This is a genomic window from Actinoplanes sp. NPDC049118, assembly GCF_040648555.1.
Lineage (GTDB): Bacteria > Actinomycetota > Actinomycetes > Mycobacteriales > Micromonosporaceae > Actinoplanes.
Map to the genome: position 1 here is coordinate 19969 of NZ_JBEZDY010000014.1, position 16999 is coordinate 36967.

Below are 16999 nucleotides of genomic sequence, written 5' to 3' on the forward strand. Positions count from 1 at the left end.
GCTGCCCTACCTGTCCGACGGGGCCGCCAGCACTCCCGCGCCGCCGCGCACCTCGAAGACCAGGTGCGTCTCGGTCTGCCGCACCACCCGGTGGCTCGTGACGTGCTGCAGCACGAAGTCCCGCAGCGCCTCCGCGTTCTCCACGGCGACGTGCAGGTAGAAGTCGTCGGCCCCCGCGACGTGGAAGGCCTGTATGACACCCGGGGTCGCCGCCAGTGAGTCGTACAGCTGGTTGACGTTGGCCATGGTGTGGCTGCCCAGGCGCACCATGATGATCGCCTGCAGGGGATATCCCAGCAGTGCCAGGTCCAGCTGTACCCGGGTGCCCGTGATGATGCCGGCCTCGCGCAGCGCCCGGACCCGGTAGGCGCAGGTGGACTCGGCCAACCCGAGGCGGGCGGCGAGCGACTTGTTGGTCACGTCGGCGTCCGCGGACAGGGCGCTGAGCAGCTGCCGGTCGACGTGATCGAGGTTGCCCGCGGGTTGCACATTCCCCAACGTGATCGCTCCCAACGCGCTCGTCGTTTCCTCGAAAATACAGGATCTGCCAGCGTAGTTGCGGAATTCACAACGACTCTATGAAAGAGTTGTGACTTCCGTAATTCTGGAGCCATGACCAGCACCCTGCACAGCGACTCGATCGCCGTGCACGCCGGCCGTGAGGACCTCACCGCGCTCGGCGTACACGCCCTGCCCCTCGACCTGTCGTCGACGAACCCGCTCCCGGACATCCTCCGCGGCGGCGAGTCGTACGAGAGCATGGCCACCGGCGGCTACCCCCTGCCGGACGGCGGCGCGGTCTACGCCCGGCTGTGGAACCCGACCGTTGCCCGGTTCGAATCGGCGCTGGCGCAGCTGGAGCACGCCGACACCGCGGTCGCTTTCGGGTCGGGAATGGCGGCGATGACCGCCGCGATCCTGGCGCACACGACGATGATCGGCCGGCGCCACATCGTCGCAGTCCGGCCGCTGTACGGCGGCACCGACCACCTGCTGGCCACCGGCCTGCTCGGCGCCGAGGTGACCTACTGCGACGAGGCGGGCGTCGGCGACGCCATCCGGTCCGACACCGGCCTGGTCATCCTCGAGACACCGGCCAACCCCACGCTGGAGATGGTCGACATCGCGGCCGTCGTCGCACAGGCAGGGGAAGTCCCGGTGCTCGTCGACAACACCTTCGCGACCCCGGTCCTGCAGAACCCGGTCACCCTCGGTGCCTCGATGGCGCTGCACAGCGCGACCAAGTACCTCGGCGGGCACGGCGACGTGGTCGCCGGCGTCATCGCCTGCGGCGAGGAGACCGCCGCACGGCTGCGCCAGGTCCGGGCCGTCACCGGCGGCCTGCTCCACCCGCTGGGTGCCTACCTGCTGCACCGCGGCCTGACGACCCTGCCGATCCGCGTACGCGCCCAGCAGGACAACGCGGCCCGGATCGCCGCCTGGCTGGCGGAGCACCCGGCCGTCGAACGCGTCTACTACCCCGGCCTCGACGGCGACCCGCGCGCGCTGCTGGCCCGGCAGATGCGCGGCACCGGGGCGATGATCTCCCTCGCCCTGCGCGGCGGATTCCAGGCCGCCGGCCGCATCACCGCCCGCACCCGGCTGTTCACCCACGCCGTCTCCCTGGGCGGCGTAGACTCCCTGATCCAGCACCCGGCGGCACTGACGCACCGGCCGGTAGCGCCGCACGCCCGCCCGTCCGCCAACGTGGTGCGGCTCTCGATCGGCCTGGAACACGTCAACGACCTCGTCGAGGACCTCGACCAGGCACTCGCCGTCGCCGTCCGCGTCCCGGCCGCGTCCGTCCTCTCGACCCGCTAGACCGAACCGACCCGGAGAGACAGATGAACGACGCGTCGACCCCCGCTCCCGGCGTCGAGACCCTGCGCGTGATCGCCCGCCGCGTGCTGTGGCTGTCGGCATCGATCGTGGACGCCGCCAACGCCGGCCGGCCCAACGACTCCGGGGTCAAGGTCGGCGGCCACCAGGCCTCCAGCGCCTCGATGGTCGACATCATGGTGGCCCTGTGGTTCGCCGAACTGACCAGCCGGGACCGGGTGTCGGTCAAACCGCACGCCTCGCCCGTGCTGCACGCCATCAACTACCTGCTCGGCGACCTCGACGAGTCCTACCTGCCGATGCTGCGCGCCAAAGGCGGCCTGCAGTCCTACCCGTCCCGGCTCAAGGACCCCGACACCGTCGACTTCTCCACCGGCTCGGTCGGCATCGGCGCGACGGCCGCGCTGTGGGCGGCGATGGCACACCGCTACGTCGCCTCCCGATTCCCCGACGTCCCCGCCGGCGGACGGTTCGTCAGCCTCCTCGGCGACGCCGAACTCGACGAGGGAGCGATCTGGGAAGCCGTCATGGATCCGGCGGTCGCCAAGATGGGTGAGCTCCTCTGGGTGGTCGACCTCAACCGGCAGTCCCTCGACCGCGTCGTCCCCGACATCCAGATCGCCAAACTGCAGGGCATGTTCGCCGCCGCCGGCTGGCAGGTCGTCGTCCTCAAATGGGGACGCGAGATCTCACGGCTGTTCGAACGGCCCGGCGGGCCGGCGCTGCGCGCCCGGCTCGAGGCGATGCCCAACGAGGAGTACCAGCGGATGCTGCGGGTCGACCCCGCACAGATCGCCGAACGCATCCTCGCCGGCAGCGAGACCGTCGCCGACACGGCAGGGCTCAAGGCACTGCTGGACGAGATCCCGCCCGCCGACCTCGCCGCCGCCGTCCGCGACCTCGGCGGCCACGACCTCGGCCTGCTCGTCGACACCTTCCGCAGCGTCGACCCGGACCGCCCGTCCGTGGTGTTCGCCTACACCGTCAAGGGCCGCGGCCTGCCGACGGAGGGCCACCCCAGCAACCACTCCGCGCTGCTCTCCGCCGCACAGATGGACGCCCTCGCGACGACCTCCGGCATGGACCGCAAGGCACCGTGGCAGCGCTTCGAGCCACACACCGCCGCCGGCCGGATGTGCGAGGAACGCGGAACCGCGCTACGCCGCGAGCCCGTCGCGCCGACCTCGCCGGTCGCCGTGCCGACCCAGCTCGGCCACGGCTACCGCAAGCCCATCAGCACCCAGGCCGCCCTCGGCCGCCTCCTGGCCGACCTGCCCCGCGACGCCCCCGAGGCCGCCGCCCGGGTCGTCACCTGCTCCCCGGACGTCGCCTCCTCCACCAACCTGGGCGGCTGGATCAACAAGACCGGTGTGTGGTCGGTCGAGGACCGGCACGACTGGTTCGCCGACGACGCCGAACGCGTGCTGCGCTGGCGCGAGGACAACCAGGGCCAGCACATCGAGCTCGGCATCGCCGAGGTCAACCTCGTCTCCCTCCTCGGCGAACTCGGGGTGACCTGGTCCCGCTGGGGCGAGCGGCTCATCCCCATCGCCACCATCTACGACCCCTTCGTCTCCCGCGCCCTCGAACCCTGGTCCTACGGCATCTACGCCGGAGGCCAGTCGATCCTCGTCGGTACCCCCTCCGGCGTGACCCTGGCCCCGGAGGGCGGGGCGCACCAGTCCATCACCACCCCGTCGATCGGGCTCGAACAGCCCGGCTGCGTCGCCTGGGAGCCGGCATTCGCCCAGGACCTCGAATGGTGCTTCCTCCAAGCCATGAGCCAGGTCGGCGTCGAAGGAGGCACATCCGCCTACTTCCGGCTCTCCACCCGCCCGATCAGCCCCGACCTCGCCCGCCTCCCCGACGACCCGGACCTGCGCGAACGCCGCCGCCGCCAGGCAGTCGCCGGCGGCTACCGGCTACCCGCCGACCACCTCCCACAGGACGAGGACGTCACCCTCGTCGGCGTCGGCGCGATCATGCCCGAGGTCATCGCGGCCGCGAACACCCTGGCCGCCCAGGACATCAGGGCCGGCGTCGTCTGCCTGACGAGCCCCGACCTCGTCTTCCGCTCCTTGCAGCAGCGAGACAGCCGCGACGCCGGACTGGGCGGCGGCATCCTGAACGAACTGTTCCCCGCCGACCACCCGAAGCCCCTGGTCACGGTCCACGACGGGCATCCGCACACGCTGGCCTTCCTGGCCGCAGCCCGCGGGGACCGCATCCGCTGCCTCGGCGTCACCACGTTCGGACAGTCCTCCGGCCTCGCCGACGCGTACCGGATACACGGCATCGACACCGGCTCGATAATCGACGCGGCGCTGACCATGGCCCGCCGCTGACATCTCGCCGCGTTCCTACTTGGCAGCCGCCTTCGGCCCGGGTGGGCTCAGCACGTCGCGCGTGGTGGACTGCCCGCCGGGGAATGACGCCACGTCCCATACCCGTACGGTCTGGTCGGTCCCGGTGCTCGCCAGGACCCTGCTGTCCGGACTGAAGGCGATCGCATTGACGGCACCCGTGTGACCCGTCAGCGGATCCCCGACGGCGTGCGGTGCCAACGGGTCCGCGGCGTCCCAGAGCCTGATGGTGGCATCGCTGCTGCCACCGGCAAGGATCTTGCCATCGGGGCTGAAGGCCAGCGCGTTCACGGCGCCGCCCTGCTTGTTGGTCACGATCGTCGGCCTGGCGGCCGGATCGTCGAGCAGGACCGCGGTGTTCCAAACCCGGACGTCCACGTCGGGCTCATAGGGTTCGCTGAAGCGTTGGCGGGCAACGTCTCGACGCCCGCCGGCCACGGCGATGGTGCTTCCGTCCGGGGTGACGGCCACCGCGCGGACCGTGTTGACGAGGTTCGGGGCCTGTTTCCCGGATTCCCGGAAGACCGGGACCGCGATGGGCGTGCTGCCCGGGTCGGCGAGGTCCCACAGTCTCAACTGGCCGTCGTCGCCCCCGGCGGCCAGCCGCCGGCCCGGCCCGACGAAGGCGACGGCATTGATCCGGACGCCCGGATTCGGCGTCGATTCGTACGGCGGCCGGGAGGCGTCGGTGGTGTCCCATACCCGAACCGTGTCCGCGGCGGCAGCGGCGAGAAGCCTGCCGTCGCCGCTGAACGTCAAGGCGTTGACCTCGACCGGGCGGTTCGTCAGGCTCCGCCGGGCAGGCAGCGTCGTCGGCGGCTGCGCGAACGCCGGTTTCCCGGACGACGTGTTCCACAGCCGCACGCGCCCGTCGGCGGACGCCGCCGCCAGCCTCTCCGCGCCGGAACCGAACGCGACCGGGTAGGGAACCTGGCCGGACTCGGGTGGCGCCTCGACCCGCTCGGTCACCGGCATCGCGGGCGCGGTTCCCCACGATTGCCACGTCCCCGGGTTCCACAGCCCGATCGCTCCGTCCCACCCGGCCGCGGCGAGAACCGAGCCAGACGGATTGAACGCGATTCCGCGATGGGGTACCAGGGCCTCCCGAAGCGTCTCGCAGGTGATGTTGTGCGAGTTGTACTTCGCGCCGCGCAGCGACATCAGCAGCGGCGGCTTACCCGGCAGCTGTTCATGGTCCCGATGGCAGTAGGGCATCGCGACGATGTCGTCGACCGGGATGCGTACGATCCGCCGGCTGTCGGCCTCGAGCACGGTGGCGAAGTTCTCGTTTTCGGCCAGCAGGTAACCCTCGATCGCTCCCACCCGCTGTATCGACAAAACCCGCGGCGCGACCAGCTTGTCCTGGGTGGAAATCTCGGCCGGAGACTTGAGCACGAAGATCTGCGCGGGCATCCACGGGATGTCGATGGTGTACACCAGGTACGCGGTCATCACGACCGAGCCCAGCACCAGGAACGAGCGGCCCCTCAGCCGCCGCGCGGCCCTGCGGCGGCCCGATTTCAGCACGGGTAGGCCGGCGGTCATCAGCGGGAGCCGGCCGGCCAGTGGGAGCCGGCGCCGATACGTCAGCACCGCGTCGACCAGTGCGGCGGCCCCGACCAGCACCAACCCCGACGTGCGGAGGTCAGACGACGTGACGTCCACAGTGGAGGACAATGGATCCGGCCAGGCGAATCCGCCGGCGCCCATCACCGCCGCCACGGCGAAGGCCAGCAACGACCACCGCGCGGGCGACTCCCACCACGCCGTGGCCACGCCCGGCGGCGCGCCTCGCCGGATGCCCAGCTCGAGCCGGACACAGATGGCCACCAACGCCAGACCCACCAGGAAGAACTCGGTGGGGGACATCAGCATGGTCACCACGATGATCCCCATCGCGATGGTCCAGGTCGCCGCCGGGTAGCTCGCCCGCTCCGGATCCCGCCACCAACACACGCTCAGCCACGCGACCCCCAACGCCAGCGCCGGCATGACCACGTACGAATAGATGGAAATCGTTCCAAGGACCACCTGCAACGGCGCCGCGGCGATCAACCCGGAGGTGGTCGTCAGTGAATACCTGGCCACAGCGAAGGCCTTGACCAGAAACACCACCACCAGCAGGACCGAGCCCACCGCGGTGGCCTGACCCAGATCGATCGGCAGGTGCCGATCATCGCCCCGCGGCGTGGAACCTCCGGATTCGGATCCGACATCCGACTCCGGCGATCCGCCGGACCGCGGCCCGGGCTTGCGACCGCGGGGTCCCGACTTCCGACTCACTAAGGCACTCTCCCGACCGGACTCAGGGTGCTCGCCCACACACCCTTGCCGACCGGTACCGGGCCGCGTCAGTAGCATTTGTCATCAGAAGCATGAGCGGGCCTCAGGATGCCGGGCTGTACTGCGCCTCGGTCACGCCGACCCACGCTCCCCAGCGCCGCACGCTGACGTCGAGCCACGGGCCGTTGGCGTTCGTCCTCCCGCTGTAGCGGGCGCCCGCCTCGTTCTCCTTCAGGCCGCAGTCACGCAGGGTCTGCCCGAGCCCGCGGATCGCGTCGAGCGCCTGGCTGACCTCCGCATACTGGGAGACGCGGTACCGGGCCCTGGCGTCGCCCTTCCCGGAGTAGGTGCCGGTCAACAGCTGCTCGGGCCCCTGGATGCCACCGGGCCAGCCGTTGCACACGCCGTCCAGACCGGCCTGCGGCAGGGCGACGAGATCGGAAGATTCACTCTTGGAGTAGTCGATCTTCCAGTGCAGCGCCGCGTACATCGGCAGGTCCGAGGGCTTCCGGAGCCGCACCACATCGTCCGTCATGAAAGGGTTCGCGCCCTCCGCGGCTACGCCGGTGCCACCCGCCGGAACGCCGGCACCGCCCGGCCCGGGTGTCGGAAGCAGCCACGAGCCGATGCTCACCGCCGTCGCGGCGACCACCGCCGTCGCGACCAGTCCCGTCCGCCGGGCCCGGCGGCGCTCGCCCCGGGCACGTACGGCCTGTGCCGGCGCGAGCCGCACCGGGACACCGTCCAGCAGTTCCTCGACGTCAGCCATTCGCGACAACCTCCTCGTCGTACCTGTCCATGTTTGTGAGCTGCGCGCCGAGCAGCTTGCGAGCCCTGCTCAACCTGGTCCGGACCGCACCGCTCGACGAATCCGTCTCGCGCGCCACGGCCTCGACCGGGAGGTCGAGCAGGTGATGCAGCACCACCGCCCGCCGCTGATCCGGGCTGAGCCGGCGCAGCGCCGCCATCAGGGCGACCCGATCCTCGGATAGCCCCGGAAGGTCCGGTTCGGGGCCGTGCCGCAGCTGAGCGCGAAGCCGGTTGCGGGTGCGCCGCCAGGTGCTGATCGCCAGCCGGGAAGCGACGGTACGCACCCAGGGCAGCGGATCTCCCTGCTCCGTGAGCCGGCCCCATCGTTGCCAGGCCCGTGCGTACGCCTCCTGCACCGCGTCCTCGGCCTCGGCCAGGTCCCCGGTCATTGCATAGACCGTCGCGACCAGCCGTTTTGCCGTGGCGGCGTAGAAGGCGTCGAACTCTGCTTCGGTCGACATCCTGGCTCGGCTCCTGTTCCCGTACTGCTGTCTGTTCCTGTCATAAGCACGCACCGGAGGCCCGCAGTGTTACCACCGAAGTTGAGATTCTCGCTTTGACGCAGCGGCCAGTCGGTGATGAGCCTGGCAGTCGGGACACTTGTCGGTATCGAGGGGTGACAATTTGGCGCAAGCCGCCCCTGGTCGAGGAGCGGTCCGCGCGACGGTCTTCGCGGCGCTCGCGGTCGCGCTCCTGGCGGCGGAATTCCGCCGGGGCTGGCTTGTGCCGGCCGCGGGTTGAGCTTCCCTCTTCGCACGACTGCACGGAGATCGGTGCCGCATTCGAGACGACCGGCTCCGTGACGGTCCTGCCGGTCGGCAGCACGCGGTTGTTGAGCTGAGCGAGCACGGTTTCACCTCGCGGTGGTCGAGAGCCGAGTTTGTCATCCGTGCTGCGAGGCAACGGCGTGCCATCGAGATCGCGGTGGCGTCGGCCCCCGTACAGCAGACCGGTTTGTTCGTGGTCGCCTCCTGTCTGCCGAATCCCGCATCCAACGGAATGCGCCGGCGCAAGCGCCGCGCCGGCGCAAGCGCCGCCCTTGACGCCTGGCGACAAACTGAGGTTCACTGATCTCAATCGAGAGCACTGCTCTCTATCGGGGAGGAGACATGCGTTATCTTGCCCCCAAGCGCAGCGCCGAGGCCTTCAACCGGGTCGCCAAGTGGCTCACCGCCCGCGGGATCAGCCTGATGGGCAGCCGCGTCCTCGCGGTGCGTGGCCGCAGGAGCGGCGAGGTCCGCACCACGGTGGTCAACCTCTTCACCCACGAGGGCGAGCGCTATCTGCTCGCCCCCCGAGGCCAGACCCAATGGGTACGCAATCTGCGCGCCGCCGGCAAGGGCGAGCTGCGCCTCGGGCGCCGCACCCAGCGCTTCACCCCGGTGGAGATCGCCGATGCGGACAAGCCGCCACTGATCCGCATCTACCTGCGCAAGTGGGCCTGGGAGACGGGCGCGTTCTTCGACGGCCTGAAGGCGGACTCCCCGGAGGCCGACATCACCGCGGCGGCACCGGACTTCCCGGTCTTCCGCATCATCCCCCGCTGACCGTAAGGCGCGCTCCTCGAAATGGTCCTCCCGCGGCAGGGTGGATCGATACTTCAAGTTCCAGGAGTATCTCGACCAGTTGCTGCGCGAGGGCTACAGCGTGCGGAGGCCGCCACCAAGCACGTGATTCTGTGCGAGGGCCGTCGCGCTGACGAAGCCGACGGAGACCGAACTCGGCAACTGGTACTTCCACCGTTACCTCTCCCAGTCGCCGACCGCCGGGAGATCGTGCTGTTCGACCGGTGACGGGCTTGTGTACCGACTGCGACTACGAGCTCTTCCCGCGGCAGGCGCTGCTGCTCGAGGCGATGCCGATGGAGAGTGGCTTCTCGGTGACCAAGTTGTGACACACGCCGAGCAGCGGACCCGGTTCGCGATCCGGCAGATCGACCCGGTGCGCCGGTGGAAGCTCTCGCCGATGGATATCGAATCGCTCGACCGCTGGGACGCGCGTACACCACGTCGATCATGAGCAACGACAAGAAGTGCGCGCATCGTGTGCGAATGCCGCGCTGCGCCCGGTATCGCGAGATCGCCGCAAGGCTTCACCGGCAGCTATCCGATCATCCGCGAGTTCGTCGAGCAGCACTGCGCCGAACCCGACTGCACGGTGCGGCGCCCACCGTCCAGGCGACCGGCTGGACTTCACGGCCACCCCTGCAACTCGGTCCAGCGTGACAGTGAGTAGTCGCGGCAGGGGCCTGGGCTGTCACCCCGAACTCCGTGCCGCCTCCGAGTCGGTCCGCCCGTTCGTAACCGCGGTCCGGGCAACAGTCCCAACCCTGCGCACCGGGGTGCCCGAGTTCGGGTCCCGCCGGGGGCCGTGTAAAGTTCTCTCCTGTGCGGCCCGCCGGGCAGCCGAGTGTGGGTGCAACCCGCAGGTCGGCCCCGTTAGGCTGGGCAAGCAGGTCCGGGTGGCGGAATGGCAGACGCGCTAGCTTGAGGTGCTAGTGCCCTTTATCGGGCGTGGGGGTTCAAGTCCCCCCTCGGACACCATTTACGGTGGTTTCTCACGATACTGGTGAGTTTCCACCGTTTCATTTCCCGTGTCGGCGGTGGGCGGCGTCGGTAGGTCTGACTTTGCCGCTTTCCGAGTCATGATCTTCTCGGGGGCGTCACGCTGGGCGTCGTGGGCTCGTCGGTGGTGTCGAGTGCCGGACGTACCGAACAGATGATCGGCGCGTTGATCCCACCCGTGACGCGTCGGCGCAGGCCTTCACCGCCGTTGATCGTTCCGGAGCTGCCACGGCCGGCACTTCCCGCCGATGACGGCCGGGAATCGCTGCTGCTCGACATGGCTCATCTCGATGGATCCGGCCGATTCTCCGCCCGAGCGCTGCTGCGGGCGCTGGGATGGGCACCGGGGCGTCGCATCGATCTCGCGGTTGTCGATGAGGCTCTGGTGATCGGTTCATCACCGACCGGCCGGCACACGGTAGGTGCACGGGGAGATATCGCGGTGCCGGGGTCGGCGCGTGCGTTACTCGGTCTGGATACAGATCACGGGGTGGTGCTGGTGGCCGCACCGAAATGCGGTGTGCTGGTCGTCCATCCGCACGCCCAGGTAGCGCAGCTGCTGGCCGAGCACTACCGCCATCAGGTGCGCCGTGATGACACCTGATCCTGATCGTGTCGCGACTGCCCGAACCCTGCTCGCCCAGCTCGGCATCAGCGTCGCCGACCTACTGGTCGAGCACTCGGACCCGACCACCGTGGCCGAGTATCTACCGCGTGTGCGGGCGGCCGCGAGTGCCGCAGCCAATCGCAGCTATGGCTCGTACTGGAACCGCATGGTCGCGGCGTGGGGCGACCGGCCGCTGACATCCATCGCGGCGACGGACGTCGAGGCGTTCCAGCGGGAGTGCGCGCGGACCGCTCGCCGGCGGCGCAACGGCAGGGGTGGCCGACACGCCGGGGAGAACGCCATCACCGCGGCCCGGGCCATGTTCAACCGGGCTATCGCCGACGGTCTCATTGCCGCCACTGCGAGCCCGGCGCATCAGGTGCCCAAGCCGCGACGACTGCCGAGCCCACGCCGGGCCCTGACACCGAACGAGCTCACCGAGATCAACCAGGTGGTCCGCACCAGCGGTAACGACGCCGTGCTGGACGCGCTGCTGCTGCGCCTGCACACCGAGACCGCCTGCCGGCGCGGCGGCGCCCTGTCCCTGCGGCTGATGGACCTCGACACCGTTCACGGCCTGGTACTGCTACAGGAGAAGGGCGAGACGCTGCGCTGGCAGCCGGTCACCCTCGACCTGGCTGCCCGCCTCGAGGCACACGCCGCGACCCGCGGCGCGGTCCGGCCGACCGATCAGCTGCTGCGTTACCGCGACGGCCGGGGACTCACCTCGCGGCGCTACGACCACCTCTGGAAGCGCATCGGCGACCGGCTGCCCTGGGTCGCCGCCCAGAACGTGTCGACCCATTGGCTACGCCACACCACCCTGACCTGGGTCGAACGCAACTTCGGCTACGGCATCGCCCGCGCCTACGCCGGGCACACCGACAACACTGGCCCCGCCACCACGACGTACGTCAAAGCCGATCTCCAGGCCGTCGCCACCGCCCTCGCCGCGATGACCGGCCAACCCCATCCACTCGCGGCATCCCTCGAAGACCTCGGCATGTGACGAGGGATCGACTGAACGGGTGTCCAAGTCGCCGCCGCGCCACCAAACCCAAGCGAAGTCGGTGCTTGTGGGTTGGTGCTCGGCTGCCGCCGGTGCCAGCGACCTACAGCGGTCGATGGTGATGTCGTCAGCGTCGGTCAGGGTGCGATCCATGGCGGGGTCACCGTGCCGGGGTGCGCTCCGGTCGGGGCGGATAGATCGTGCTTTCCAGAAGCCCGACATCGACGGCGCGCTCGATCGCGGCACTGCGGGTGGAAGCGTCGAGCTTTCGGTAGATGGAGACGGCCTCCGCCTTGACGGTGTTCCCCGAGACGTACAGGCGGCGGCCGATCTCGGCGAAGGTCAGGTGCGTGGCGAGGTAGGGCAGTAGCCGTAGCTCCGCGCCGGTCAGGGTCATCGCCCGGACTCCTCCGGTGCCGGCGGCTCGCAGCCGTTCGCGCAGCTCACCCATCTCCTTGGAGAGCGTTCCGAGGTCCGGCCGCAGTTCCAGCACCCGTTCGGTTTCGGTGAAGATGGTGCGGGCGGCGGCCTCCTCACCCATGGCGAGGTGGACGCGGGTCAGTTCGAGCCCGACCTGGACGGTGAACCAGGGCAGGCCATGGTCGAGTAGCGGCCGCAGGCGATGGGCGCGCGCCGCCAGCAGGCGGGCTTTGGCCACATCGCCCTCGTGCAGGGCGATGCGGGCTATTAGGACGGGGGTCAGCGCGCTCGTGCCGTAGTGGCCGAGGCCGGTCTGCTCGATGAGGATCTGCGATCGTCGCGCGTGCACCGCGGCCTCGGTCCACGCCGCCTGCCGGATGGCGAGCAGGGCGAGTTCGGCCTCGGCGACGAGCGCGTCTTCGCTGGCTCCGGATACGGCTCCCAGGTCGATCGCGGCGGTGAGATCGGCGTGTGCGTCTTCGGCTTCATCGAGCAGCGCATGCGCGGCGCCCCGGGCGAGCAGAGCGCTCGGCAGCCAGTCGCTTGCCGGCGGGAACTGCTCGATCGCCAGATCTGCGTCCGCGAGCGCCTGCCGGACACCGTGGGGCATCATGAACGCCCGCAGATTCGCGACCCACGGCTTGATCGTGGGGCTGCCGTCGAACAAGGGGATCGCAGTGGTGGCCCCGTCGGCGATGGCGAGCCACTGCTGCGCCTCTGCCGGCCGCCCGGTCAGCACGCGGAACCAGGCGCCGAAGACGGCCAGGGCGGGGAATTGCGCCAGTTCCGCACGGCTGAACCAGCTGAGCCATTCCTCCGCGGTGGCCATGCGGCCGTCGTAGTAGAGCGCCAGGGCTTGCTCGCCGACCAGACCGGCGACGGTTGCGGTCTCGCCGGCGGCTTGACCGTACGACACGGCAGCCTCGGGCAGGTCATTGGCCATGCACCAGGTCATCGCCCGCCGGTTCAGCTCGGCCACAGTCGCCGGATCGGTGTGGTGATCGAGCTCGTTGCGCAGGAGCTGGCGGAACAGGTGGTGATAGCGGTACCACTCGCTGCGGCGGTCGAGCGGCACCAGGAAGCTGTTCGACCGTTCCAGGGCCGCGAGGGTCGATGCCGACCCGGTGGCCCGCAGCACGGCGTCGCAGATGCCGCCGGACATCCGGTCGAGCACCGAGGTGTGCATGAGGAACCGGGCTTCCGCCTCGGGCAGCCGCGACAGAAGCTCGTACCGGAAGTAGTCGGCCACCAGCCGGTCATCACCGGTGAAGGCCTCGGCGGGAGCTGGACCGACCACTCCGGTCTTCACCGACAGCGCGGCCATATAGAGGCCGGCCGGCCAGCCTTCGGTCTTCCCTGTGAGGTCCGCGACGGCGGTGTCGTCGAGGTCCACGCCCGCAGCGTTCAGCAGTGTTCGCGCCTCCTGTTCGTCGAACCGCAGGTCAGGCACGCCGACCTCGGTCAGCCGTTCCTGCATTCGCCACCGGGCAAGTGGCAGGGCGGGATCCTCCCGGCTCGCCACCGCGATCTGGGATCCCGGCGGTACGTAGTCACAGAGTGCGGCGAGCACATCCAGGCAGGTCGAGTTCCGCATCGCGTGTAGATCGTCGAGCACCAACACCAACGGATGTCGACGTGCGGCCAGCGCGGCGCCGACGTGGGGTAGGCCCGTCGACCAGACCGCCGCGCCGGGACCGGACAGGGCGTCGAACGCCTCCGGCGGCACCGGCTCGATTCGATGCATGGCGGCGACGATGTATCGCAGGAACGGGATGCCGTCGTCGTCGCGGCCGTCGAGGGCGATCCACGCGAACGGCCGCGGATCCGTTCTTTCCCAGGCGGCGAGCAACGTCGTCTTGCCGTACCCGGCCGGGCCGATCACGGTCGCGAACGGGCGCCGTGACTCACAGAGCCGTGCGATCACATCCGTCTTCGCCACCGTGCCCGGCCGGATCGGCGGAACCCCGAGTTTTGTTTCGACGAGATCGAAAGGAAGCCCTGTCACGCATGCAGTCTGATCGATATTCGGTCTCGGTGGTTCACCCGGCGCGGATGAGGACGCGAACGCGTCGCCGTCGGACCCGGCGGTAGGCACGCGAGTGCGAATTCGGTGCGGAATTTCGTCACGGGAGCACCATTGCCGCGATCGACGCCGACCCTACTGTCACGGACGACACCAACAGTTCACAGCGGCGTAACACCGGACGGTGGCAGGGCCGGCCCGGGCGCCGACGACGGACAGCGAAGGGAGCGACCGATGACCTTCACGTCAAGACCGCGGCGCCTCGGGATCGCCACGGCGGCAGCGCTGTTGACGCTTTTGCTCGTACCGGACGGTGTTCGCGCCGAGAGCGGCGAATCGGCCGTCTGCCCGGCCACCAGCCTGGCTCTGACGACCAGCTATCCGCCGATCCGGGTGGACCCCAAGGCCGGATATCCGCTGTGGTGGTTCAGGGGCGGCACGGGCACGGAGCACTTCGGTCTTGTGGTCGAGGCCGACTTCCCGTACGCGGCGTGGACGTCGTGGAGCACGTACCGGATGACCGGGACGCTTCCGGTGACCAACGTGCTGAGCCGAACCGCCATCGCGCCCGAGCCCGGAGGCACCAACCCGTATGTCGCGGGCAACCCGGTGATGGCCCCGCAACGGCGTTTCCGGATCCTCGTCGTTCCCGAGGGCACGACCGGGCGGCTGCTGCCCGACGGGTCAATGATCGCCGCCGGCCTGCAGGGCATCGACAATCGGCTCTTCCGGATCACCGACGCCGACTGGCTTCTCGCCGAGCGCATCTACGCGCCCTTCCCCGGCTATGACCGTATCGGCCGTGGCGGTCCGACCGCGACCCCGCCGCCGACGGTGACAGCGGTGGACCTGATCACCGGCGCGGCGCTGGACTGCGCGAACACCAGCGTCCTCCCCGGGCCGCTGGTGCGGCCGAGTGGACGCCTCGGTCAGGTGGACAACCGGATCCCGGCGCTGTTCGCGCTGACGAACCTGGACCTCTTCCAGCGCCTTGACCTGCGGCAGTTCTACCCGCCGAAGCCCGACCGTCGGCTCGTGGAGTTCTTCCGGCCCGGGTTCTCCGCAGTGCCGCTGCCGGACATGCCTACTTACCCGTCGCCGGAGCAGTGCGGCACCCTGCTGGTGGCGAAACTTCAGCAGGACCAGATAGCACTGATCCGGATTCCGAAGCTGCCGAGGTTCTTCGACACGACGAAGGTGGGACCGGACACCCGGTACCCGGCACCGGACGTCGACTTCGTCAGCCTGAACAACTACGGGTTCGATCTCGGTCTCCAGCTGCCCCGCGGGGACGATCCCCTGAACATGAGCAGGAGCCAGGCCGACCTGAGACTGGACGGCACCGGCGGCATGACGCTGGTGGTGTGGCCCCGGCGCGGCGTCGCCAGTCTGCCGGCCGCGGCCGCGCTGATCCTCGCCAAGGCCCAGGCCAACGGCTGGAACCTTCAGCAGGGCAACATCGACGGGCCCTACTTCCCCCATACCGAGGTGGTCCGCTACAAGGGAACCAACCCGACCTACCGGTATTCGTTCACGCCCAACGACGTGACGCGCGGGGTTCCCTGCTTCTACAACGACCCGGCGAACGCTGACGTCCCCTTCGAGGACATCCCGCAGTCGTACGCCGCGCGCCCGGCGCACACCGGCCCGGCTACCCCGCAGGGTGTGCAGTGCACGCTCACGGAGTTCCTGAGCGACACCTGCCTGAGCCGCCTGAAACAGCACATCGCCGACACCGGGGGCAGCTACTACGCCTCCTCCGCCGAGGAAGTGAGGTAACGATGTTTCCACCTACCACGATCGGCACGCCGGCGCCCGGCTCGATGATCGGCGCCTGGGCGAGAGACCCGAAGGGCAGCCTGCAGTTGTCCGGCGCCGAGCCGGCGCTCAGCGCCGAGGAGCAGGACGTACAACGGCGGGTGCACGAGTTCGCGGCCGAGGTGATGCGACCGGTCGGCCGGCGCCTGGACCGGATGAGTCCCGAGGAGGTGATCGCCGCTGGCTCGCCGCTCTGGGACGTGTACCGCGGATTCGCCGGCCTCGGTCTCGGCGTCGACCGTTTCCTGGAGCTCGAACCCCAGCCGATGGCCCGGATGATGTGTCTGGTGTTCGAGGAACTGGGCTGGGGCGACGCGGGGCTGGCGATCTCGCTGGGCGCCTCGATGCTGCCACGACTGACCGCGGCCAAGTTCGGCAACCGGTTCCTGCTGGAGCGCACCGCACCGTCGCTAATCGGCTGCTGGGGGGCTGCCGAGCCCCGACACGGCAGCGACGTGGTCGACGCCAATGGGCACCTGTTCGATCCGCGTGGTGACTACGGACGCCCCGACTGTGTGGCGACGATAGGCGCGGACGGTGTGGTCATCAACGGCCGGAAGGCCGAATGGGTCTCCAACGGCAGCATCGCCCAGGTCTGCATCCTGCAATGCGTCGCCGACACCGGCAACGGCCCGGACGTGCGACAGGGCTGCTTCGTCGTCGTGCCCCTCGATGCTGCCGGGGTGAGCCGGGGCGATCCACTGGACAAGATCGGCCAACGGTCCCTGAACCAGGGCGGGCTCATCTTCGACAACGTCGAGCTGCCGCTGGACTACGTTCTCGCCGGACCGGAGGACTACCTGCGCGCCTGCTACTCCACCCTCTCCGACGGCAACGCGATCATGGCAGTGACGTTCACCGGCGCCGCCCGCGCGGCCTTCGAACTCGCGCTCGGCTTCGCCCATGAGCGCAGGCAGGGCGGCGTGCCGATCATCCGCCACCAGAACGTCGCCTACCGGCTGTTTCACATGTACCGCAAGGTGGAGGCCGCCCGTGCCCTGTCGCGCAGGGCACTCGTCTACAACTACACGCAGCCAGAACCGGCGATGCACGTGGCGATGGCAGCGAAGATCACCAGCACGCAGAACTCGTTCGAGGTGGCCAGCGACGCCGTGCAGATCTTCGGCGCCCGGGGCCTGACCGCGCAGTACCCGATCGAGAAGATCTTCCGGGACACCCGCGCCTCGCTGATCGAGGACGGCTGCAACGAGGTGCTCGCCATCAAGGGCGGGAGTTACCTGATCGACGACAGGGCCGGGTGAG

Annotated in this window: 13 protein-coding genes and 1 tRNA gene; 9 read left to right on the forward strand and 5 right to left on the reverse strand. The window is 69.6% G+C overall.

The genetic code is table 11. The features are described from left to right. Positions 1-6: 6 nt before the first annotated feature. A complete protein-coding gene (locus tag AB0B58_RS22625; protein WP_360226732.1) occupies positions 7-489 on the reverse strand; it encodes an Lrp/AsnC family transcriptional regulator in 483 nt (160 codons plus the stop codon). A gap of 123 nt (positions 490-612) precedes the next feature. Between AB0B58_RS22625 and AB0B58_RS22630 the strand changes: the two genes are divergently transcribed. After that, complete coding sequence (locus AB0B58_RS22630; protein WP_360226735.1) at positions 613-1821, forward strand: PLP-dependent transferase; 1209 nt, start codon at positions 613-615, stop codon at positions 1819-1821. 23 nt (positions 1822-1844) lie between these two features. Continuing rightward, positions 1845-4184, forward strand: a complete 2340-nt coding sequence (locus AB0B58_RS22635; protein WP_360226738.1) for a transketolase-like TK C-terminal-containing protein — start codon at positions 1845-1847, stop codon at positions 4182-4184. Positions 4185-4199: 15 nt separating this feature from the next. Here the strand turns inward: AB0B58_RS22635 and AB0B58_RS22640 are convergent, their stop codons facing one another. The 3 genes from AB0B58_RS22640 to AB0B58_RS22650 form a co-directional block, all read right to left on the reverse strand. Next, the gene (locus AB0B58_RS22640; RefSeq protein WP_360226741.1) at positions 4200-6338 is read right to left on the reverse strand and encodes a WD40 repeat domain-containing protein; all 2139 of its coding nucleotides are present in this window, start codon (positions 6336-6338) and stop codon (positions 4200-4202) included. Positions 6339-6588: 250 nt separating this feature from the next. Further along, positions 6589-7254 (reverse strand): hypothetical protein, encoded by a 666-nt coding sequence (locus AB0B58_RS22645; RefSeq protein WP_360226744.1) that lies wholly within the window; start codon positions 7252-7254, stop codon positions 6589-6591. Continuing rightward, a complete protein-coding gene (locus AB0B58_RS22650) occupies positions 7247-7756 on the reverse strand; it encodes a SigE family RNA polymerase sigma factor (protein WP_360226747.1) in 510 nt (169 codons plus the stop codon). The genes AB0B58_RS22645 and AB0B58_RS22650 overlap by 8 nt, the downstream gene beginning before the upstream one ends. A 648-nt stretch (positions 7757-8404) precedes the next feature. On the opposite strand from AB0B58_RS22650, the gene AB0B58_RS22655 reads away from it, so the two are divergent. The 5 genes from AB0B58_RS22655 to AB0B58_RS22675 all read left to right on the forward strand — a co-directional run bounded on the left by AB0B58_RS22655 (position 8405) and on the right by AB0B58_RS22675 (position 11475). Further along, the gene (locus AB0B58_RS22655; protein ID WP_360226750.1) at positions 8405-8842 is read left to right on the forward strand and encodes a nitroreductase family deazaflavin-dependent oxidoreductase; all 438 of its coding nucleotides are present in this window, start codon (positions 8405-8407) and stop codon (positions 8840-8842) included. Positions 8843-9236: 394 nt separating this feature from the next. Then, positions 9237-9314 carry a hypothetical protein gene (locus tag AB0B58_RS22660; protein WP_360227330.1) on the forward strand — a complete coding sequence of 26 codons (78 nt, stop codon included), beginning with the start codon at positions 9237-9239 and terminating at the stop codon, positions 9312-9314. Positions 9315-9750: 436 nt separating this feature from the next. Beyond that, a tRNA-Leu gene (locus AB0B58_RS22665) sits at positions 9751-9838 on the forward strand. 133 nt (positions 9839-9971) lie between these two features. Continuing rightward, on the forward strand, positions 9972-10463 hold the full coding sequence (locus AB0B58_RS22670) for a hypothetical protein (protein WP_360226753.1): 492 nt from the start codon (positions 9972-9974) through the stop codon (positions 10461-10463). Then, positions 10453-11475 (forward strand): site-specific integrase, encoded by a 1023-nt coding sequence (locus tag AB0B58_RS22675; protein WP_360226757.1) that lies wholly within the window; start codon positions 10453-10455, stop codon positions 11473-11475. The genes AB0B58_RS22670 and AB0B58_RS22675 overlap by 11 nt, the downstream gene beginning before the upstream one ends. A gap of 160 nt (positions 11476-11635) precedes the next feature. On the opposite strand, the gene AB0B58_RS22680 is transcribed toward AB0B58_RS22675, so the two are convergent. After that, the gene (locus AB0B58_RS22680) at positions 11636-13990 is read right to left on the reverse strand and encodes an AAA family ATPase (RefSeq protein ID WP_360226760.1); all 2355 of its coding nucleotides are present in this window, start codon (positions 13988-13990) and stop codon (positions 11636-11638) included. Between the two features lie 162 nt (positions 13991-14152). Here AB0B58_RS22680 and AB0B58_RS22685 point away from each other — a divergent pair, with 162 nt between their 5' ends. Next, positions 14153-15697: a hypothetical protein gene (locus tag AB0B58_RS22685; protein WP_360226763.1), complete on the forward strand. Its 1545-nt coding sequence runs from the start codon at positions 14153-14155 to the stop codon at positions 15695-15697. Between the two features lie 2 nt (positions 15698-15699). Further along, complete coding sequence (locus AB0B58_RS22690; RefSeq protein WP_360226766.1) at positions 15700-16998, forward strand: acyl-CoA dehydrogenase family protein; 1299 nt, start codon at positions 15700-15702, stop codon at positions 16996-16998. Position 16999 lies beyond the last annotated feature (1 nt).